This is a genomic window from Halogeometricum sp. S1BR25-6 (assembly GCF_031624495.1).
Taxonomy (GTDB): domain Archaea; phylum Halobacteriota; class Halobacteria; order Halobacteriales; family Haloferacaceae; genus Halogeometricum; species Halogeometricum salsisoli.
The window spans coordinates 377,822-398,683 of the sequence record NZ_JAMQOP010000001.1 but is presented as its reverse complement, the minus strand read 5'-3'; the positions used below and the strand labels follow the sequence as shown (position 1 = coordinate 398,683).

The window sequence follows — 20,862 nt, the reverse complement described above, 5'->3', positions numbered from 1 at the left end:
GAAATAAACGAACTCGTCGTGCTGCATACAGCCTCTATATTCAGCACACAACTCTTGTCCGTATCTGAGGGATTCAACAGAGCCATCCTCAAAATTCTCGCGCTCAATCCAACTCTATAGATTCGTGCCGCGGCCTGTCTTTGGAAGCGCCAGACTAGTTGTGTGGCGTGAGCTCTACATCAATAACGGATTCCCTCTGTCGTCGATATTTTTGGTGGGGAGTTCGTCCTCTCCAGTATGGATAATAGGGGACCAATCTCTATGCTCATCGTTGCTACTGCCGCTCTCACGGTTAGTCTGAGTCTCTCTGCTATGTCTGGTGCCTTGACTGGCAAACTCGTGACAGCCATTACTCTGTTTGCTATGTCTGTGTCTCTCGGGCTGCTGTTGTTCCAGTCATTCGGTTCCCGGGAGCAGAATCCACTTGCTTAGACCACGGTCACCGTGCTGGGTGTCAAACTGTGGTACCAGCGGGAGCGCCACTAATGAGAACTAGTTTTCTCCTCCGAACCAGCGTCGGAGTATCTGGAAGAGAGAATACCGCCACGGTCGGACTGTATTTGACCGAACGTTGGCGTCTTCGGTTGTCGCCTCCACACGGTCGTCCGAGTCCATATTAGTTTCTTGAGTCGCACACCAATAATCGTATTTGTCATCGTAGCATCCAGAGATGTTGAACCGGTAGAGAGACCAGTCCATAACGTGTGACTTCTCTTCTAGACGGGGGTGCCCCCACAGAGGGAAGTCGAGGAGCTCATTATATGCTGTTCTATACTGCGTCTCTATGTTGGCGGTGCAAGGTACCAGACATACCACGCACAATGGTGCGGACAATATCTTTGCAGTTGTTCACCGATTGAAAATTATGAAGGCGAATAAGACAAACGTCCCATCTGACCCATCCAAATTGACGGCCTCTGATTACGATAGTGCCTCGGTAGCAATTCTTCAGGTACTCAACCGTCGTCGCCAAGCGAACTCTGCTGTCATTCGACGTGAAACGGGTCTACCGAAACACAAGGTCGAACAGAGAATTCGCTCAGATGGCATTCTCGTACGAGCCGGGCTTGTGGAACTCGCAGGATATGATGAGACGACTGCTTACGCCAACCCGCCGAAAATCATGGAGCTAACTCAATACGCCCATGATACAATCTATCACGGTTTCTTCGACGACGACAAAGACGAAACCGCGCAGATTGTCCTTGATGAAGAGCAGTTCGATGATTTCGCGGAATCACTGTCTGCTCTCAGAGGGCAACTAGAAGAGCTCAGAGGTGAGGTTGAAGACATTGCTAATAAGTATCAGAGGATGTCCGATTTCGTGCTAGAGGACATCTATTACGAGGTCGCAACGCTTCGCTATCTTCTGCACGAATGCGACGTACCGAAGGAGGTAATGGAAACAAAGCGAGCCGAGTTTCGAGAAAGGTCACGCGCTGGCGTAGACCTCACGCAAGAGTTCTACGAGGATACCTGAGAAGTATCTGGTGCTCTCTCGAATCTGTATCTGCTGGTTTGATTCAGTTACTACTACACATTACGACGTTCGCGACACATCGAACAGAATTCGCCTACCCCATCAATTGACTCCCGATAATAGGATTTCTGAGTGAATCATCTATTAGTCGTTGAGCATCCCGAGTCCATGCTTGACCCTATTGAAACCCTTTTTGATGTTTTGTTGTGGGAGTGCTGATTATGGAGTGCGGGTGAAGTTTGGAAGTCTAGATGGTTGTGGTATGGTTGTCCCTGATAGAGTGAAGCTCGTAGTTAACCGCATTGCCAAGATTACCCAGAACCGCTCAATTACTCGTTAAGAGTGCTTAATTCGTGCGATGAGCTTCGTGATTCTGCTTGTAACTATACTGACAACCTCTTATCGGGATATATCGGACATCCGCCACACTCACTCGGTTTGGGGTGACGGGGTGGTGAGGGTCCGAATCTGAAAACACATGGAACGACGAACTTTCATCAAAGGAATCGGTGCGGCTGGAATCGCAACTGCAGGTATCGGTGTTGGGTCGCTCTCCGCGAGCGCGGCTACGTCTGAGCTCACTATCGACAGCGACGACGCGGGTGTCGTCCCCAACGACACGGGTAACATCTCGAACGTCTTCATCAAGCCGAAGCTGCGCGTTACGTGGGACGGCTTCGACCAGTCTGTCGATAAACTGCGTGTCCTCGTCGAAGCACGTCTCGAACAGGGACCGGGCGGTGTAGTCCACCCCGACTGGGAAGCTGAGATAGATGGCCTGCGGCAGGATATCTACGACGCACTCGGGAACGACTACGGTGGCTACCCGCTTCTCGACGACAGCTACGTCCCCGTATTCCGAGAGACGCCGTGGCTGTTCAACAACGAGTACTACCCCGAGACGCTCACGGACTCTGGAACGCACGGTGCGTACCCCAACAGCGGGAGGGCTCCCGTGTACAGTCGGTCGTCGGAACTGACGAATCGGAGTGGCGACTACTTCAAAGGCACGTCCATCCCCGATTCGGAAATTCCGCCCATCATGCTGTTCTCTGACGAACACGGGCGACCCGAATATGCGGGGCTCCCCGAGAGCAATGATGACGTGGACAGTCAAGGGCAAGAGAACCCCGGACAGTACCTCAGCGGCATCAGCGTCAGCGGTGGTGGGAACTTCCTGAACGGCACCTACGGTCCTGCTGGAGGCACGTCGCTCCTTGACAGCAGCGACGACGGGAGTACAGTGGAGTCGCACATCGGTCTGCGATTTACGGTGTCGCTCCGCCACAACGACGACAGCGTGAACGCCGACCCGCTCGCGATGAACGGCGAGGACGGCTACCCGTTCTACGATGCGAATGGCGACCCGACCACGTGGCCCGAAGAGAATGTCGGATACGCCGGACTCCAGCGTATCGCCAACGACCATCCGGCGGTGCTGATGGAAAAAACGCAGGTCACGGTCAGCGCGGCGAACCAAGGCGCGACGGCAACCGGTACGGGCGTCCTCGGGGCAGACGCGAACTGAACTAACCGGGCTCAATTTTTCGGCAGCCTACGGTCAAACGGTCTACTTGCTGAGTAGCTGCGTAGTACAACCGCGAGAATTTGACTTCGTACCTCGAACAAGCACGAGTGGCCTGCCGTAGCCACTGTTGACTGGCTTCCTGTCAGATAACACAAAGAGCTAAGCTCAGACGTTTACTCCAGTTGGAGTCTGTAGACACCAGACAGAGGTCGGAGTGAGCAGAATACTTATCATACAGAGATACAGTTAGGAACAAAGATACATATGCACTACTGCGCCGATGGGTCCCCAATTGTTCCGTCTCACCGGCGTGAGGCTCTCACTGACCTCGTCCAAGATGTGGTCAACCGCATTCCTTCAGACAGCTATGAAGAGTCAGGAGTCCCCGCACCATTCATTCACGAGACCAGTCCCTCTACTATCGTTGCCGAATGCCTCCCTTTCTGTACAGGAGAGCCTAGAACAGATGCGGTATACGTGCTGGAGTGTCTCAAGAATTCATCGTACAGGCAGACTGCGTTGAACTATCTCGGACGAGTTGGCAAGCCTTGGGAGGGCCACGTGGATGAGGCGAACAGGCTCATCTACGTCGGAATGACGGTCAACCTACTGAATCGTCTCAATCAGCATCTGAACTCACCCGGTAACGCGGGAGCACATTTCACGACGGTCTTCCGCCCTGTACGGTTGCTTGACGTATCGTGGTGGCCATCATTCCAAGAAGCGATGAGAGCTGAGAAAGAAGTTGCAAACCAACTACGAGATAGATTCCCAAACGACTACGTTTACCAGCTGTAGGCTTGAGACAGCAGAAATTCTATTCGAACCAGACAACTCGGCAAGGGTCACGGTGGGAGAACTCTATGCACGCATTATCGGTGCCACTCTGGAGAACAACTCCTACACACTAACATCAGCATGCAACCAGCCTCGCACTGGGACGCTCGTCGAAGGGTACATTGACCCTGAAAACATCTTAATGCCATTCCTGAGGGAAGTTGTTCCAAGAAATACGCGTTGAAGCCTGTTCAAGCTTTGAGTTCGTCGGAAGACTACCGACGTACGCGTTTCGCGAACTATCTCAGTTCACAACGTGGTACGGTGCTTTATCAAGCGCTCGCTCATGCACGTCGACCTCGAACAAAACGTCTCTGAATAGCGGGTCAACGTCCCGTACCACAGCCACAATTGGCTCAATTGCCTGTGTGACTGCAATCCCTTCTACCGTCGAAACACCGAGTTTCTCTGCCGCTCCCCGGCGCGTCAGGTCACCTTTGAGATAATCGACAGTCGCTTGGACAGCCGGAATGAGAGCTGCTCGTCCGTGACGGTCGGTATAGCGACCGAGGTCATCATCGACGTTCGTTGCGCCGTAGGCCGCGATAACGACTGGCCCAATCTCGATAGTAGCCTCTATAGTCCAACTGCCGCTTACAGTAGATACAGTCCACTCGCCCTCTGTCTGCTCAGCAAGACCAATCTCGAACAGTGTCGTCGCGCAACTGCGAGTAGTGTTCTCTGAGAGCTCTAATCTCTCTTGTGAAGCAGCGAGTGTCGTTGGCGAGTTAATCAGCAAGTCAGTATACAAGCGAGGGAGGTCGGACTTGCTTAGCAACTCTCCAACGGCAAAGAAGCTCTGAGCAGTATCCATGAACTGTGGAGTATTCGAGGCGTTTTGCATGGTCTCCAGTTGGGTTCCAACTGACTCGAATCTACCCGATGATGAGCGCGCATTTCCGCTGTAACGGCCCCAACCTCACTGCACCTTAGCGTTTTCTCTGGGTACTACAAAGCGGCTCTGTTGAAACCCTCAAATACTGATAGAAGTTGCGTGCTGACTACAGAGGGTGTATTCAGCACACGACTGGATTGGTTTCACGCCGTTGTTTGCGAAATAGCCGTTCAATAGGGACGTGCGAATCTATCGCTGAACGTTTTATCTGGTCTCAGTGATGTCTGTATTTGTGCTGACTAGAGGATGCAAGTTGGTTAGAGAGACTTTTCGTCGATGTAAAAGAGATACGCGCTAATACCTGCACCAGCAACAAGCCCTGCAACCATCCAGACAAGAACAAGCTCGGACTCGAAAGCGAACGCAACAAGCGCCCCGAGCAACATACCCATCGAGGAAGCCGCGATAGTAACCCCATCCCGATAGTCAATTTCCATAGTATAAAGTATAAGAATTCTTGGATAAATATAGTTTCTCTTTCAAGCCCTGTTGCTCAATACACCCTCTCTACTGAGCGATTCAGTTCGGTCACGTCGAGCGCGGAACCGCTGACCGATTCGCGCTCTCTATTCAGCACGGCCTCAACAAACTATCATCGACAGAGCCATTGGACTATGATAGCATTCGTCTTCAACAGCATCTGCTCGCGTACACATCCCGAACTGAGTGAACGAAAGAAGACATATATCCCACAGTATCGACGAAATCCTAACAGAGCTTGACGCACATGACTGACGGCAAAACCGAGACCCAGAAGCAAATCGAATCAATTCGACTCGCCCGCGAAAGCAACCAGAAGTACGGGTATTCGACCAGAGAACTTGAAGAGATATTCGGAACAGGTGATGGATGAAAGGGTTGAGAGCCTCAGTGCCCACGACCACTTGAAGCGTCTACTGAAAGAACACGAAATTTCAGATGGGCGATTCAGAAGTGTAGTCCCTGTTGAGCGGCAATTTGAACCACATCTCCTTCCCGCATCCTCCGTTGCTCGAATTCTTCCGGCGTCAGTGCGATAAGGTCCGGAACCGGATAGCGGTCAGTATCCCATTCCCAGTAGATGCCGCCTGCGCGCTCGTGAAAACCCACATCAACAAAGTCAGCAGAGACAACGACGAGGTCAACATCGCTCTCAGAAGTTGCCTCCTGCCGAGCGACCGAGCCGTAGACAATGACCTTGTCGAGAGTCAGGTCGTTCCGAGCGGCTATTGAGCGGACATGGGTTGCAATGTCCTCAGTATCCGTATTTTCCGGAGCTCGAATTATCCGGACAGACTCAAACGCTGCGCGAATCTCCTCGATATCTCCGCCAGTAATCTCAGCTATCTCTTCAGGGCTCTTCCCACTCTTTCCAGTCATACTGTCACTGACAGTGGCATCTGGCAAAATGTCGTCGCTGTGTTACCCAGCCATCACACAGTTGACCCGAGGTTCAGTACCCCCACCCATGCAAATATGAGTGGTTTTAAAATACAGTAGATTTTGTATAGCGCGTTCACAAGCCTCCAGAGTCATGAAAACGCCATCTATATAGTCGCGGGGTAGATAGTAAAGCATATTTGGTCAGGCCTCATCGCAGTGGTGAGGTAAGAAACAGATGGCAGTCGACAAAGACAATCCATTCGACGAAGAGAACCCGTTTGACGAAGACAATCCGTTCGAGGATGTTCCGGTGCCGGAATACACCGAAGAAGAACTGGGGCTTCCCCCAGTCCGTGAAGAGATAAGGAAAAATCTCAATCGCAAAGAGTTAGAGCTGTTCAAACAGTGGCGGCTTGACTTTGCGTGTTGGGCCTACGACCGGGGTAAAGAACCTTACTTCCGAGAAGGTTACTCGCCGAATTCAATGCGAGATATAATCAATCGTGTTGACCGGTTCTGTGAGTGGTTCTACGGGAAGTACAGCTTTACCACCAAGTTCAGCAAGAGCCACCTCAATGAGTATTGGTTCGAGCTCTTACAGAATGATAACCAGCTTAGTACAAATAGAAGGACAGTTAACAACGTTGCTCTCATTCTCAAATACCAGAGTATAGAGTGGAGTATCCCGAAGAGTGAGAAGATTTACAAGAGAATCAACGAGCAGAAGAAGAATTCGAAGTTCACAGATTGGAACACGCCAACAGAGCTGAAGAGGCTCAAGTCAGCCTCGTTGAAGATACACACTGTTCCATCTGAAGAGAGCCTGTCCCCAGAGGAGGCCGAGGAATGGGCAGTGCATCTCTCTCAGAGGCTTGGAAAACCGAAGTACGAACTGAGAGATGAAGATTGGGATGGGGCAGATTCGTGGTTAATACCAAGTCTCGTCTACGTCAGTTGCGACGTTGGATTCCGACCGAACGAAATCAGGGAGTCGAAAATGTCGTGGCTCAATATTGAGGACCCCGATGACGCCTTCCTCAGCATACCTCATACAGAGGACACCAAAGACGGGAAAAACAACTGGCGATGTGAGCTGTCCCGAGATACTGTACGGGTGCTCAATCATTGGCTCGAAGAGCGAGCAGAGCGTTCAGAGTACTACTGTGAAGACGAAAACGGCGAAAAGCAAGAGCGAGAAGAAATCTGGCTGAACAACAGGGGCAATCCTTACAACAAGAGTACGCTCAGACGTAGCGTCATGATACCTCTACAGCGAGAAGCAGGTATTGATGTAGAGAATCGCGAGAATGGCTGGTACATGATAAGACGGGGGGTTGGTACTCACATCGCAAATGAATCAGGAATTAGTGCACTGATGACACAGTTACGGATTAACCGTGTTGAGACAGCGCTGCGGTATGTCCAAACAGACACTCCGGGAGTGCGACGATGGTTCAATAAACGATAATACCGGACGTAACCTAAACGCAGCTAATGACCCTTCGTGACGACGCTTGGGACGAGGTTCTAACTATGCTCGTTAATCGTGGTAAATTTAAGCTGCGAGAGCTGCACTTCCAGCCCCCCGAGAGGCACACAGTACGTCGAGTCTTACGTGAGATGCAGGACAAAGGTTGGGTGGTCAAAGATTCACCTCAGTCTGCGATATATCGACTTGGGCCAAAAGGGGAAGCTTTCCTTGATGTCGACGATGAGGTCATAGAAGCGGCGCAATCGTAGGCCGATACATATATGCTCAGTCGACCGCGGGATTATAACGTATACGCGGATAAGTCTCGTTCAGCAGCCTACAGAATCTCATCTGTGGGAGAGACAGACCTAAGCATATATGGTCAGATTTTGAACCCGCCTTGTGGAGGCTGAGACGCGGGTTCGATTCTCGCACCCGGACCTTTCTGTCTGCGAACGAAGTGAGGAGCGGAAAGTCCGTACGGCGAGATGGACCAGCGAGCGAACGCAGTGAGCGAGTGAGGTTCGATTCTCTCTTCGGCCCCCATTGGTCGTTGACCGCCCGGCCGAATAACGGTTAAAGGCGGAAAAACGATTGAGGCGCCGCTACGCCCGCCGTTCCGCAAAGTCGGTCAGCGCGATGACGTCGCCGCCGCCCCCGAGATCACGAATCTCGTATCTGGTCGGATAGTGACCGTCCTGCGGATAAGCGTCCGGTTGAGCGACCGCATCACGCACGACGCCGCGGAGGTGGTTCTCGAGGTAGTCGACAGTGACCATCGGTTCGATGAAGTTGAGTTCGTACGCGTCGTCGCCGTCGACGTCGGCCACACCCCAGATGAGCGTCTCCAACCACTCCTCGTCGTCGAGTTCGGGAGCGTCTGTCGGGGCGAGGTGGGCGCCCATGGTGGGGACGACGAGTCCGCCCTCGAGCAGGGAGTATCCGTCGGGAATCTGACCGTCCGCGATGTCCTCGGCGTCGATAACGTACGGCTCGCCGGTCTCGGGATTGATTCCGATATCGCCGATGGTGTTCCGGTTCTCGAAGTAGAAGTGGACGTCGAAGTGAGGTTTCGTGTAGACGTCCTTGGGCGTGTGACCCTGGGGGTTCCACCCGAGACCGGCGTACTCGAACGGTGCCGGCACGTCGTCCGGAAAGTCGAGATCGAACGGCAGCGACCAGAAGCCGTGATTCTGTACACCGTCTTCGACCTCACCGTCCTCGAAGGCATCCGCGTACGGGAGGTCAGCGAGAGCGCCGTCGGAGAGGTGGATGCCCACATACTTCGGATTTCCCGACGGGGTCACCGTCGAGAAGGTGCTGATCTCTCCCTCGCCGATTTCGTAGGACTCTCCCCACGCGGTCGTGCCGGAAGGCGGAAATCCACCTCTCTTCGCCGCCGTGGTGGAACTAAGGGCGATACTTCCCGCGGTGGCGACACCGAGACCGTGCAGGAACGTCCGTCGGTCGGAGTTCATAGTATGACACCAGTTAACAAATGACAGTTATTCGAGTTGAATCTTGCCGATTATTTCGTGCGATTCTGAAGAGATAACTGTATGACTGTACAAAAATAAGACGCCGAGTGTTCGGCCAGCAGAAGGATATGTGAGGTTCCCTCCCTCTATCCGACAGGTGGCTACCCCGGTTGATACCTGCCCAAGAAGTGTAATTTTAGTGTATAGTAATACTTTAGTGACTGTAGCTCAATTATACTATTAGGAGCGGACGTTCTACGCATTATAGTACCGGTCGTTCCGGATAGCTATACAGATAGGCAGTACCGGTATATGACCATACCCCATTGGTGAGAGTGTCGAACGACGTGCCACAGAGACGGTGGGGAGGTCGACACAAACGATGAAGACACCAACAAACTCGGCAGACGAGGGGGAAACGAACGGGGAGTATCAGTACATCGAGTACGAGTCTGACGACGAAACGGTCGTCGTCATCCAGGACCACGACAACGAAAGCGCGTGGATCCAGTCGACCGTCTCGATTCCGATCGAACCCTAAGGGGGGAAGCCACGACGGTCCCGGGGGGGACCGGGACGGGTGGGCGATCGGATAGCACAAGTTCGTCACGACAGGCAGAATAGCGAGTCGATCGGTATCGGTCCCTGCTGCGGCCCTTCACAGGTCGTCGTCGGGGGGTTCGGGGGAAAGCCCTCGCGCGACGACCACCAACACGCATTCTCGCTACGGCGAGAACGACGACCCGCGACCGAGCGGCACGTATACCAAAATCGTGTCCATGGCAGACGCCGCTCGGCCGGTGGAAATCGTCGAACGCCCGACGGAGTTCGGGTTCTCTTTGCACAGTTTCCGTTCCAGTACGTCTACTTCTCGTCGGAGCGCCGCGTCCGGCGTTCGACCTCAGTGCATCGTCCGCGTCGGGTTCTCGCGGTCGTAGAACTGCCCGTGGAAGGGGTACGGCGTCCAGTGCGGGAGCGTCGCCCGCGTCAGTTCGGTCATCGTCTCGGCGTCCACCACGACGAGCACCGACCGCTCGGCCGCCGGGTCGAGCATCAGCGTCAACAGGACGCCGTCGTCCTCACCGGTCCCGTCGGGGCGAGGGACGAACGTCGCCTCGCTGGGATAGGCGTCGCCGCCGTCGGCGGCCGCGGGCGTCCACGCCGTCTCCGTCCGCGTCTCGAGGTCGAACTTCAGGAGTCCTGTGGGGAACGGCCCGTCGTTCATCTCCGCGAGGTAGACGTAGCGGTAGGGGCGGCCGTTGTAGCCGGGGTAGTTGATAGTGGGGAACTCAACGGGGCCGTCGTGGAGCAACTCGCTGGAGACGGCGTCTCGCCCGTCCAACGGGAGTCGAAAGCGGACCAGACGGCCCGGAGGAACGTCCGGGTCGCCCGAGCGGAGGTTGTCGAGGTAGAGACCGGTTATCGCCCGGTCGTCGGGGTAGACGACGGCGTCGACGACCACCTCGTCGCCGTCCTCGAAGGCGTTGGCGTGGTGGTAGACGAAGAGCGGGTCCGTCTCGGGCGTCGCGACGACGTCCCCCGTCCGTCTGTCGACGACGTGAAAGCGGGTCGGGTCGTCGCGCCGTTCGAAGGATTCGATGAACGTCGTCGAGTCGAACAGCGACCCGGCGAGGAGGGAGACGGGGTTCGGACCGTACGGAACGGCCGGAACCACGACGTACCGCTCCGTCAGCGAGAACGAGTGGACGTAGGGGATGTCCCGGAACGGCAGGTGCGCGACCATCGTCGGGACGCGCGTGTTCGCGGGACGCTTGAACACCACGTACCCCGTCTTCGGCCCGTAGGAGAGTCCGAGTCCCCAGAAATCGTCGGTCTCGGGGTCGGCGTGGACGTGCCCGAGCGTCGCGTCGACGGGGAGGCCGCGCGTGAGGTCGATACGCTCGCCCGTCTCCAGCGTCTCGGGGTCGATGACGTGCCCCCACGGGGATTCGGTGACGGCCACCCACTCGCCCCCGACGCGGACGGTGCCGATGGAGGTGTTGTCGGTGAACCGCCCGGTCAGCAGTTGGCCGAAGCGAACGAGCGGGGACCGGTCGGGGGGCGTGCCCGGGAACGCGGTGCGGACGCCGCCGCGGTCGAGCGCCCACCGATAGTCCTGCGAGTCGACGTACCGGTTGGTGTAGCGCACGGTTCCGTCGGGACCGCTCACGTCGAGCAGTCGGAGCATCGCGAACGGGTCGAACCAGTACGCGAACGGCCGACCGTCGACGTCAAACCGCCCCGGACCGTTCAGAACGAACGACCCATCCAACCACCCGGGAAGTGTCCCCTCGACTCGTAACTCGGCGTCGGCTACCGTCTCCGGTTGAGTGCGCAGACCGAGTGACCACCGGTTCATGGGCGACGTTGACGGCACTGTTATATGAGATTTTCACTCGGAGCGACGGAAACGCCGTCGTCGAAAGCGGAGAGGCCGGGAGGCGTTCGCCACGCCGTCTCGCAGTAGGGCTATCCGTCCGGCCTTCGTAGCCGGGATATGAACGTCGCCATCGTGACCGTCGGCAACGAACTGCTCGCCGGCGACATCGAGAACACCAACGCGACGTGGTTGGCGCGCGAACTGACCGAACGCGGCGCGGAGGTGGGTCGCGTGCTCACGGTCCCCGACGTGGAGTCCGTCATCGCCGAGACGGTCCGCGAGTGGGCGGCGGCGTTCGACGCCGTCCTCGTCACCGGCGGCCTCGGCGGGACGCCGGACGACCTGACGATGGACGGCGTCGCCGCCGGACTCGACCGCGAGTTGGAGGTGAACCCCGTCGCCGCCGCCGACGTGGAGGCGACCATCGAGCGAATCCTCGAACGCCGACCCGACATCGACTTCGACCTCGAAGTGCCGTGGTACGCCTCCATGCCCGCGGGAGCGACGTCGGTTCCGAACCCCGAGGGTCTCGCACCGGGGTGCGTCGCCGAGAACGTCTACGTCCTCCCCGGCATCCCCGAGGAGATGCGGGCCGTCTTCGGCAACGTCGCCGACGACTTCGGCGGCACCGTGGCGACGAAGACGTTCTACACGCCCGAACCGGAGGGCGCGATGGCCGACCCCCTCGCGGAGGCGGCGACGCGCTTCAACATCCGGGTCGGCAGTTACCCCAACCGCGAGGGGACCCGAACGCGCATCAAACTCACCGCGACGGACCCGTCGGTGCTGGCCGAGGCGTCGTCGTGGCTGGTCGAGAACGCGGGTCGGGAGTTGGTCGAGGCCGGGACCGAAATCGACGAAGAAGGCGTCGAGGGCGCGAAGTAGAACGCCGGGAGTCGACGGTTACCGGGGGTCGACCACCTCGGTCTGGTCGCCGCGTCGGACCGCCGGGAGCGACCCGCGCGACTGGATGATGTTGAGCGCGGTGACGAGGTCGGAGCGCGAGATGAGTCCGACGAGTTCGCCGCTCTCGTCGACGACGGGGAGTCGGCCGACGCCGTTCGCCTGCATGACCGTGATGGCGTCCATCGCGCCCGCGTCGGGGCCGATGGTGGTGAGTTCGTCCGACATCACGTCCCCGACGAGGTAGGCGTCGCGTTCGACCTCGTTCACCGACCGAGCGTCGTTGAGCGTCACCATTCCCGCGAGATGACCGTTCTTCAGCACCGGATAGCCGGTGTGTCGCTCGCGGAACATCCGGTCGAGCAGTTCCGCGACGCTCGTCCGCACGTCGACGACGTCGAGTCGGTCCCGGTCGGTCATGATGTCCCGGACAGTCACGTCCTCGAAGGCGGCCTTCATCACCGTCTGCTGGGCCTCCGAGGAGGCGCCCATGTAGATGAAGAAGGCGAGGGCGACGAGCAGGAGTTGGAAGGTGAACAGACCGACGATGCCGAGGAGGAACGCGAACGCCTTGCCCACCTCGGCGGCGAGTTGCGTCGCTCGCGCGTGCGAGCGGGTGCGGGCGAGGAGCGCCCGGAGGACGCGCCCGCCGTCCATCGGGAAGCCGGGGAGCATGTTGAACGCCGCTAGCATGACGTTCGTCAGCGCGAGGTAGCCGAGGACGAACTTCACGGGCCCCTGCGAGGCGGGAAGCGCGAGAAACCCGACGAGTGAGAGCGCGCCGACGGCGACGCTCACGAGGGGTCCCGCGAGGGCGATGACGAACTCCTGTTTCCAGTCCTCCGGCATCTCCACGAAGCTGGCGACGCCGCCGAGAAGCCACAGCGTGATGGACTCTATCTCGTAGCCGTAGCGCATCGCCACCAGCGAGTGGCCGAACTCGTGGAGGAGAACGCAGACGAACAGTCCGAGCGCCGCGGCGGTGCCGAGAATCCACTGCATCGACCCCTCGGTGAGCGGTGCGGCGTCGATTGGCGCGCGCGCGAACTGGTTCAGAACCTCGACGAGTTGGCCCACGTCGGAGCCGATGAGCCACGCGAACAGCGGGAGAACGAGCAAGAACGTGAGATTCAGCTGAATCGGGATGCCGAAGACGCGTCCGATGCGGATTCCGCGCATGGGGGCCCTAACCGGCGACGGGTATTAAGTCCAATCCGATAGCGGGAATCGGACGCCGATGATGGGTGAGGTGGGACGACCCGACCGGACGGTGGGGGCACCGAAGCGCGTCTCCGGGGCGAACGTTTAGGCCATCGGTCGTCTTTCCCTTCCCCATGAGCGAATCCCAACCGAAACCGGTCGTCAAGCGCGCCGAAGACGTGGAGTACGAGGCCGTCGGGGCCGCCGACGGGATGTCCAAGGGCGTCCTCCTCGACGCCTCCGACGGCGCGCCGAACTTCGCGATTCGACGGTTCGCCCTCGACGCGGGCGCGTCCGTCCCGAAGCACACGAACGAGGTCGAACACGAGCAGTACGTCCTCTCGGGGACGTACACCGTCGGCATCGACGATGAGGAGTACGAGGTGTCGGAAGGCGACTCCCTTCTCATCCCGGCGGGCGTCGTCCACTGGTACCGAAACGAGGGCGACGAGGAGGGAAGCTTCCTCTGCGCCGTCCCGAACGGCGACGACGCGATTCAGGTGCTGGACGAGGAGTAGGGCGACGGAAAACGGGACGCGGCGAGCGACGGCGGCCGAGTTCGGACGCGCGAGGACGAACCGAGAACCGCCGCGGGCGGGACTGAAAGAGGCCGGTCGCTCGGCGAAGGACGACGAAGCAAGCACCGCAGCGACCGTAGGGAGCGAGGAGCACAGCGAGTCGCCTGAGCCGAGCGACCGGGGGCTTTCGAGGCGTTCGTGACGACACCCGTGGTTTCTGTTTCGACGCGGGAGGCGAAGCCGACCGATAGACGAACCGCTGAAATACCCCGTCCTCCTATCCGAGAACGTGTCTAAACAGGTCGGCCGCGTCGACACGCTATTCGTCCACGAGACGAACGACGACTTCCTCGTCGTCGTCCAACGGGACGGAGAGCGCGTCTTCCGCGCCGTGCTCGAACTGAAGGAGACGAGCGCCGGCCCCCGCCCCGCGAAGTTCCGCGTCAAGCGCGGGTCGTCGGACGAACCCCGAGACCCGAGCCAGTTCGTCGAACTGGCCCGGAGAGCCGAGCGAATCCGCATCTCACAGCAAACGACCAAGCGCCGTCGCGACGAGTTTCGCGAGATGCTGGAGGGCTACCAGTTGGAGGCCCTCGTCGTGCGCACCTGTCGGTTCTGCGCCTCGAACGGGCGCTACTCGCCCATCACCGAGGAGACGGCCATCCAGGCGGACAACGAACAGATCTGTCCGGACTGCGCGAAGCGTGAACTGGAACGGGAACTCGACTTCTCCGGGACGGGCACGATGACGCAGGCGGCGCAGGAGCGACTCGAATCCCTGCTCCTGGAGACGCAGGACCTCGGCCGCATCTCGAACCTCCTGAAAGGGGGCTTGGACCCCGACCTCACGAAGTTCGACACCGTCTCCGCGACGACGGACGACGTGGACTTGGTCTCCACCTCGACGCTCGACCTGAACCCGAAACTGCAGTCGATGGTGGAGGGCCGCTTCGACACCCTGCTCCCCGTGCAGTCGCTCGCCGTCGACAACGGCCTGTTCGACGGCCGCGACCAACTCGTCGTGTCGGCGACGGCGACGGGGAAGACGCTCGTCGGCGAACTCGCGGGCGTGAACCGCGCGCTGGAGGGACAGGGGAAGATGCTCTTCTTGGTTCCCCTCGTCGCTCTCGCCAACCAGAAGCACGAGGACTTCGAGGAGCGCTACGGCGACGACCTGAACGTCACCATCCGCGTCGGCGCCTCCCGCATCAACGACGACGGCAACCGATTCGACCCGAACGCCGACATCATCGTCGGTACCTACGAGGGCATCGACCACGCCCTGCGGACGGGCAAGGACCTCGGCGACATCGCCACCGTCGTCATCGACGAGGTGCACACGCTCAAAGAGGACGAACGCGGCCACCGTCTCGACGGGATGATCTCCCGACTGAAGCACTACTGCGAGGAGCGACGGGAGCGACGGAGCAACTACGGGGGTGCGCAGTACGTCTATCTCTCCGCGACGGTCGGAAACCCCGAGACGCTGGCGCGGAAGCTTCGGTCGACGCTCATCGAGTTCGAGGAGCGACCCGTCCCCATCGAACGCCACGTCACGTTTGCCGACGGCCGGGAGAAGCCCGACATCATCAACAAACTCGTCAGACGGGAGTTCGACACGAAGTCCTCGAAGGGGTATCGGGGGCAGACCATCGTGTTCACGAACTCCCGCCGGCGATGCCACGAAATTTCGAGAAAGCTGGAGTACGACGCCGCGCCGTACCACGCCGGCCTCGACTACCGCCGCCGCAAGCAGGTCGAACGGCAGTTCGGCAATCAGGATTTGGCTGCAGTTGTCACCACCGCAGCGCTGGCCGCCGGCGTCGACTTCCCCGCCTCGCAGGTGGTGTTCGACACGCTGGCGATGGGTATCGAGTGGCTCTCGGTTCAGGAGTTCGAGCAGATGCTCGGCCGGGCGGGGCGACCCGACTACCACGACAAGGGGACGGTGTACCTCCTCGTCGAACCCGACGCCTCCTACCACAACTCGATGGAGATGACCGAAGACGAGGTGGCGTTCAAACTCCTGAAAGGGGAGATGGAGGACGTCATCACCGTCTACGACGAGTCCGCCGCCGCCGAGGAGACGCTGGCGAACATCACCGTGGCGGGCAAGAAGGCCAAGCGCCTGAACGACCGGATGCTCGGCGATGTGCCGACGAAGCACGCCGTCGGGAAACTCTTAGAGTGGAAGTTCATCGACGGCTTCGAACCGACCCCCCTCGGCCGCGCCGTCTGCCGGCACTTCCTCGCGCCGCGGGACGCCTTCCGCATCCTCGACGGCATCCGCGGCGGTCTGAGTCCGTACGACGTCGTCGCCGAGATGGAACTGGCCGACGAGGAGTTGTAGTTGTAGCGGGTCTACCCCCAGGAAACCGGCAAACGGCAGCCGCGCGAACCTGTATCCTTTTCCGACGGGGACGCTTCGATGACCGTGTGGTAACGATAACGCCGAGCATCGTCGTCGTCTCCGCGGTCATCCTTCTCGCGCTGGTGTTCTTCGCCACCGAACCGGTCCCGGTGGACGTCACCGCGCTGGGGGTGATGGTGACGCTGATGCTCGCGCAACCGGCCTCCGAGTGGCTGGTGACGTGGGGCCTCCTCTCCGAACCGGTTCTCCTCTTCGACCCCTATCCCCAGCAGGCGCTCTCCGGGTTCGCCAGCACGGCGACGCTGACGGTGCTGGCGATGTTCATCCTGAGCGAGGGAGTCCAGCGAACCGGCATCGTCCAGATGCTCGGCGCGAAGATAGCGTCGTTCACCGGCGACAGCGAGTCCCGACAGTTGGGCGCGACCATCGGTGTCGTCGGCCCCATCTCGGGGTTCATCAACAACACCGCCGCCGTCGCCATCCTCCTGCCGATGGTGACCGACCTCGCCGAACGCGGCGGTACCTCGCCGTCGAAACTCCTCCTGCCGCTCTCGTACGCCTCGATGTTCGGCGGGATGCTCACGCTCATCGGCACCTCGACGAACATCCTCGCCTCGGACCTCTCGGGCCGTCTCATCGGCCGAACGTTCACGATGTTCGAGTTCACGCAGTTGGGGTTGACCGTGAGCGTCGTCGGTACCGTCTATCTGCTCACCGTGGGGAAGTGGCTCACGCCCGAGCGCATCAAGCCCGAACGCGACCTGACCGAGGAGTTCGAGATGAGCGACTACCTCACCGAAGTCGTCGTTCGCGAGGACTCGCCGCTGGTGGGCCAGCAGGTCCAGCGAGCGCTCGTGGAGACGGAGTTCGACGTGGACCTCATCCAACTCATCCGCGGCGGCGAGGTGTTCCTCGAACCGCTCGGCCCGAAGGAGATCCAGTCCGGCGACGTGTTCGCACTTCGAACCGACCGCGACACGCTCGTCGAACTGCTCGACGTGGAGGGGTTAGACCCCGTTCCGGTCACCGTCGGCGAGGCCGAACTGGAGGCGGGCGAGTCCGGACAGAACCTCGTGGAAGTCGTCGTCGCGCCGGGTTCGTCGCTCGTCGGCGAGTCGCTGGCCTCGGCGAGTTTCCGCCAGCGATACGACGCCACCGTCCTCGCCCTGCGCCGCGGCGGGGAACTCGTCCGTCGGCGGATGGACAACATCTCGCTCCGGGTCGGCGACACGCTCCTCGTGCAGGCGACGACCGAGAGCGTCGAACGCCTCGACACCAACCGCGATTTCATCGTCGCCCAGGAGGTCCACCGGCACGACTATCGCGAGGAGAAGATACCCGTCGCCATCGGCATCGTCGCCGCGGTCGTCGCCCTCGCGGCGCTGAACGTCGTCCCCATCGTCGTCTCCGCCCTCGCCGGCGCGCTGGCGATGGTCGCGACGCGCTGTCTCCGCCCGCCGGAACTGTACGACGCCGTCCAGTGGGACGTCATCTTCCTCCTCGCGGGCGTCATCCCCCTCGGCATCGCCATGGAGAACTCCGGGGCGGCGGCGCTGCTCGCTGAGTTCGTCGTGCTGACGGGTGATTTTCTCCCCCTCGTCGGCGTCCTCGGAGTGTTCTACCTCGTCACCGCCCTGCTGACGAACGTCGTCTCGAACAACGCGAGCGTCGTCCTCATGGTTCCCGTCGCCGTCGAGGCGGCGGAGACGCTCGGCGCGAACGCGTTCGCGTTCATCCTCGCGGTGACGTTCGCGGCGTCGACGGCGTTCATGACGCCCGTCGGCTACCAGACGAACCTCTTCGTCTACGGCCCCGGCGGCTACCGCTTCACGGACTACCTGCGAGTCGGTGCCCCCCTGCAACTGCTGTTCGCGGTGGTGACGACGGTCGGAATCGCCGCGTGGTGGGGTCTCACGCCGCCCGCGTGACCCCCGAACGAAACGCTTTACCCCCGCACGACCCCACCGGTAGATGCGGGACCGTGGGTTAGCCTGGTATACTTCGGGCCTTGGGTGCCCGTGACCCCGGTTCGAATCCGGGCGGTCCCATTTCTACGCGGATTTCACAGCGAGCACCGCGGAGCGTGTGCGAGCGACGCCCGAAATCCGCGGTGTGTGGACGAACGCGGATTCGAACTAGCGAGCGAACGCAGTGAGCGAGTGACGTTCGAATCCGGGCGGTCCCATTCCACCGTTTTACTTCGTCGGGTCGCACCCCGCGCGACCGCTCTCGCGAGACGCCTCGCGTCTCGCGAACCTCGCCAAAAGCGGGAGCAAAAAGGGGCCGAGCGGGAGGTTCGCCCGTCCGAGCGTTTCCACGACCCCGAACTGTCGGGGCGTTGGGCTTTATGTGCGCCGGTCCGGAATCTGCTCCGTGTCACTCCTTCCCTCGGAAGACCGACCGACCCCGGTCCCCCTCGCGGACGTGTCCATCGACGACGAGTTCTGGAACGGGCGGTTGGCGACGAATCGCGAGACGACCATCGAACATCAGTACGACCGACTCGGAGAGCGCTGCCTCCCGAACTTCCGGCGCGTCCGCGACGGAGAGACCGGCGGCTTCCGGGGGATGTGCTTCGAGGACTCGGACGCCTACAAGTGGCTCGAAGCCGCGAGCTACGTCCTCGCGAACCGCGACGACCCGGACCTGAGAGAACGGGTAGACGAACTCGTCGACCTGATAGCGGCCGCTCAGGACGAGAACGGCTATCTGAACACGTACCACCAACTCGAGTTCGACGACGAGCGCTGGACCAACGTTCGGAACCTCCACGAACTCTACTGTGCGGGGCATCTCATCGAGGCGGCCGTCGCGCACTACCGCGCGACCGGCGAGCGCTCGCTGCTGACGGTCGCCACGGAGTTCGCCGACCACGTCGACCGGGTCTTCGGGACCGGCGAGGGCGAACTCGACGCGGCGCCGGGGCACGAAGAGATCGAACTCGCGCTGGTGAAACTCCACCGCGCGACCGACGAGGAGCGCTATCTCGAGTTGGCGAGGTACTTCGTCGACGCGCGGGGCACGACCGGGCGCTTCGAGTGGGAGACCGACCACGCCGGGGAACTCCCGGGCGGCGAGGAGTGGCACACCGGGTCGGAGTACGACCCGACCTACTACCAGACGCACGCGCCGGTGCGCGACCAGGAGACCGTCGACGGTCACGCGGTCCGCGCGATGTACCTCTTCTGCGGCGCCGCCGACGTGGCCGGCGAGACGGACGACGAGGGTCTGCTCGACGCCCTGGTGGGACTCTGGCGCAACATGACCGAGCGGCGGATGTACGTCACCGGCGGCATCGGGTCGACGGCGGACGGCGAGCGCTTCACCGAGGACTACGACCTCCCGAACCGGACGGCGTACGCCGAGACCTGCGCGGCCGTCGGCAGCGTCTTCTGGAACCGCCGGCTGTTCCGTCTGACCGGCGAGGGGCGCTTCTACGACGTCCTCGAACGGGCGCTGTACAACGGCGCGCTCGCCGGAACCTCGCTCGACGGCACCGCGTTCTTCTACGAGAACCCGCTCGAGAGCCTGGGCCACCACCACCGGAAGGGCTGGTTCGCCTGCGCGTGCTGTCCACCGAACCTGACCCGCCTGCTGGCGTCGCTCGGCGAGTACGTCTACGCGACGACCGACGGCGGGGTCTACGTGAACCTCTACGTCGGCAGCGAAACCGAGGTCACGGTGGCGGGTGAAACCGTGTCGGTGACTCAGCGGACCGACTACCCGTGGGAGGGCTCCGTCGACCTCGAAGTCGGAGTGGATTCGCCCGTCGAGGCGGCGCTACACCTCCGCGTCCCCGAATGGTGCGCCGACGCCCGACTCAGCGTGAACGGCGAGCGAGTCGAGGGCGAGGCCGACGACGGCTACCGCACCCTCGACCGGACGTGGCGCGACGGCGACAGCGTCGAACTCGCCCTCGACCTCCCCGTCCGACGGATGATGGCCCATCCGGACCTCCCCGACGACGCCGGGCGCCTCGCCCTCCAACGCGGCCCGCTCGTGTACTGCGTCGAGGAGACGGACGTCGATGTCCCGCCGTCGCGTCTGCGGATGGACTCCGAGAACTCCCTCGACGCCCGCTGGGACGAGGACCTGCTGGACGGGGTGGTCGCGCTCGAAGGTGAAACCCGCGTCGCCGGCACCGAGGGCTGGGACGGTCGTCTGTACCGGGAGTGGGAGGAGCACCGAGAGGAGAAACGAGTCACCGCGGTTCCGTACTACGGGTGGGACAACCGCGAGGAGGGGCGGATGGCGGTCTGGCTTCCGACGAGGTAGCCGCCGTCGAAACCGACGGGGTCGTCGCGGCGGCTTCGCGACGCGGGGCCGTACACCCATCGGCACGTTTATGTCCTACAGAGCTGAATTTCAGCTATATAGCCGTATGCCGCTACTATAGTAACCCGTTTTTCGAGTGGCTATGTATATACGCACAACCCCAA

The 20,862-nt window shown here is 60.4% G+C and carries 17 protein-coding genes and 1 tRNA gene; 12 read left to right on the top strand and 6 right to left on the bottom strand.

The genetic code is table 11. The features are described 5' to 3' along the window. Window positions 1–865: 865 nt before the first annotated feature. The 3 genes from NDI76_RS02050 to NDI76_RS22550 all read left to right on the top strand — a co-directional run bounded on the left by NDI76_RS02050 (window position 866) and on the right by NDI76_RS22550 (window position 3,806). Window positions 866–1,480 (top strand): hypothetical protein, encoded by a 615-nt coding sequence (locus NDI76_RS02050; RefSeq protein WP_310922330.1) that lies wholly within the window; start codon window positions 866–868, stop codon window positions 1,478–1,480. Between the two features lie 478 nt (window positions 1,481–1,958). Continuing rightward, the gene (locus NDI76_RS02045; RefSeq protein WP_310922329.1) at window positions 1,959–3,008 is read left to right on the top strand and encodes a hypothetical protein; all 1,050 of its coding nucleotides are present in this window, start codon (window positions 1,959–1,961) and stop codon (window positions 3,006–3,008) included. Window positions 3,009–3,272: 264 nt separating this feature from the next. Next, window positions 3,273–3,806, top strand: a complete 534-nt coding sequence (locus NDI76_RS22550) for a GIY-YIG nuclease family protein (RefSeq protein ID WP_425498313.1) — start codon at window positions 3,273–3,275, stop codon at window positions 3,804–3,806. Between the two features lie 283 nt (window positions 3,807–4,089). Here NDI76_RS22550 and NDI76_RS02040 read toward each other — a convergent pair whose 3' ends face one another. Both NDI76_RS02040 and NDI76_RS02035 read right to left on the bottom strand, forming a co-directional pair. Continuing rightward, a complete protein-coding gene (locus tag NDI76_RS02040; RefSeq protein WP_310922328.1) occupies window positions 4,090–4,689 on the bottom strand; it encodes a DUF7437 domain-containing protein in 600 nt (199 codons plus the stop codon). Window positions 4,690–4,997: 308 nt separating this feature from the next. Then, window positions 4,998–5,177: a hypothetical protein gene (locus NDI76_RS02035; protein ID WP_310922325.1), complete on the bottom strand. Its 180-nt coding sequence runs from the start codon at window positions 5,175–5,177 to the stop codon at window positions 4,998–5,000. Between the two features lie 290 nt (window positions 5,178–5,467). Here NDI76_RS02035 and NDI76_RS02030 point away from each other — a divergent pair, with 290 nt between their 5' ends. Continuing rightward, entirely contained in the window at window positions 5,468–5,593 is a 126-nt protein-coding gene (locus NDI76_RS02030; protein ID WP_310922323.1) for a hypothetical protein, read from the top strand. 74 nt (window positions 5,594–5,667) lie between these two features. Here the strand turns inward: NDI76_RS02030 and NDI76_RS02025 are convergent, their stop codons facing one another. Next, window positions 5,668–6,099 (bottom strand): nucleotidyltransferase domain-containing protein, encoded by a 432-nt coding sequence (locus NDI76_RS02025; protein WP_310922321.1) that lies wholly within the window; start codon window positions 6,097–6,099, stop codon window positions 5,668–5,670. 238 nt (window positions 6,100–6,337) lie between these two features. Here NDI76_RS02025 and NDI76_RS02020 point away from each other — a divergent pair, with 238 nt between their 5' ends. Next, on the top strand, window positions 6,338–7,570 hold the full coding sequence (locus NDI76_RS02020; protein ID WP_310922320.1) for a hypothetical protein: 1,233 nt from the start codon (window positions 6,338–6,340) through the stop codon (window positions 7,568–7,570). Window positions 7,571–8,178: 608 nt separating this feature from the next. Here the strand turns inward: NDI76_RS02020 and NDI76_RS02015 are convergent. Further along, window positions 8,179–9,051 (bottom strand): hypothetical protein, encoded by an 873-nt coding sequence (locus NDI76_RS02015; protein WP_310922319.1) that lies wholly within the window; start codon window positions 9,049–9,051, stop codon window positions 8,179–8,181. A 382-nt stretch (window positions 9,052–9,433) separates the two neighbouring features. Here NDI76_RS02015 and NDI76_RS02010 point away from each other — a divergent pair, with 382 nt between their 5' ends. Continuing rightward, window positions 9,434–9,592: a DUF7331 family protein gene (locus tag NDI76_RS02010; RefSeq protein WP_310922318.1), complete on the top strand. Its 159-nt coding sequence runs from the start codon at window positions 9,434–9,436 to the stop codon at window positions 9,590–9,592. A gap of 360 nt (window positions 9,593–9,952) precedes the next feature. Here NDI76_RS02010 and NDI76_RS02005 read toward each other — a convergent pair whose 3' ends face one another. Then, a complete protein-coding gene (locus NDI76_RS02005) occupies window positions 9,953–11,410 on the bottom strand; it encodes a carotenoid oxygenase family protein (RefSeq protein ID WP_310922317.1) in 1,458 nt (485 codons plus the stop codon). Window positions 11,411–11,548: 138 nt separating this feature from the next. On the opposite strand from NDI76_RS02005, the gene NDI76_RS02000 reads away from it, so the two are divergent. Then, window positions 11,549–12,316, top strand: coding sequence for a competence/damage-inducible protein A (locus NDI76_RS02000; protein ID WP_310922315.1), 768 nt, complete (start codon window positions 11,549–11,551; stop codon window positions 12,314–12,316). An 18-nt stretch (window positions 12,317–12,334) separates the two neighbouring features. Here NDI76_RS02000 and NDI76_RS01995 read toward each other — a convergent pair whose 3' ends face one another. Then, window positions 12,335–13,513, bottom strand: coding sequence for a M50 family metallopeptidase (locus NDI76_RS01995; protein ID WP_310922314.1), 1,179 nt, complete (start codon window positions 13,511–13,513; stop codon window positions 12,335–12,337). Between the two features lie 155 nt (window positions 13,514–13,668). On the opposite strand from NDI76_RS01995, the gene NDI76_RS01990 reads away from it, so the two are divergent. The 5 genes from NDI76_RS01990 to NDI76_RS01970 all read left to right on the top strand — a co-directional run bounded on the left by NDI76_RS01990 (window position 13,669) and on the right by NDI76_RS01970 (window position 20,698). Then, entirely contained in the window at window positions 13,669–14,052 is a 384-nt protein-coding gene (locus tag NDI76_RS01990) for a cupin domain-containing protein (RefSeq protein WP_310922313.1), read from the top strand. A 289-nt stretch (window positions 14,053–14,341) separates the two neighbouring features. Next, on the top strand, window positions 14,342–16,402 hold the full coding sequence (locus NDI76_RS01985; RefSeq protein WP_310922312.1) for a DEAD/DEAH box helicase: 2,061 nt from the start codon (window positions 14,342–14,344) through the stop codon (window positions 16,400–16,402). A gap of 86 nt (window positions 16,403–16,488) precedes the next feature. Then, on the top strand, window positions 16,489–18,351 hold the full coding sequence (locus NDI76_RS01980) for an SLC13 family permease (RefSeq protein ID WP_310922311.1): 1,863 nt from the start codon (window positions 16,489–16,491) through the stop codon (window positions 18,349–18,351). 47 nt (window positions 18,352–18,398) lie between these two features. Beyond that, a tRNA-Pro gene (locus NDI76_RS01975) sits at window positions 18,399–18,471 on the top strand. 325 nt (window positions 18,472–18,796) lie between these two features. Further along, window positions 18,797–20,698, top strand: a complete 1,902-nt coding sequence (locus NDI76_RS01970) for a glycoside hydrolase family 127 protein (protein ID WP_310922310.1) — start codon at window positions 18,797–18,799, stop codon at window positions 20,696–20,698. Window positions 20,699–20,862: the final 164 nt, after the last annotated feature.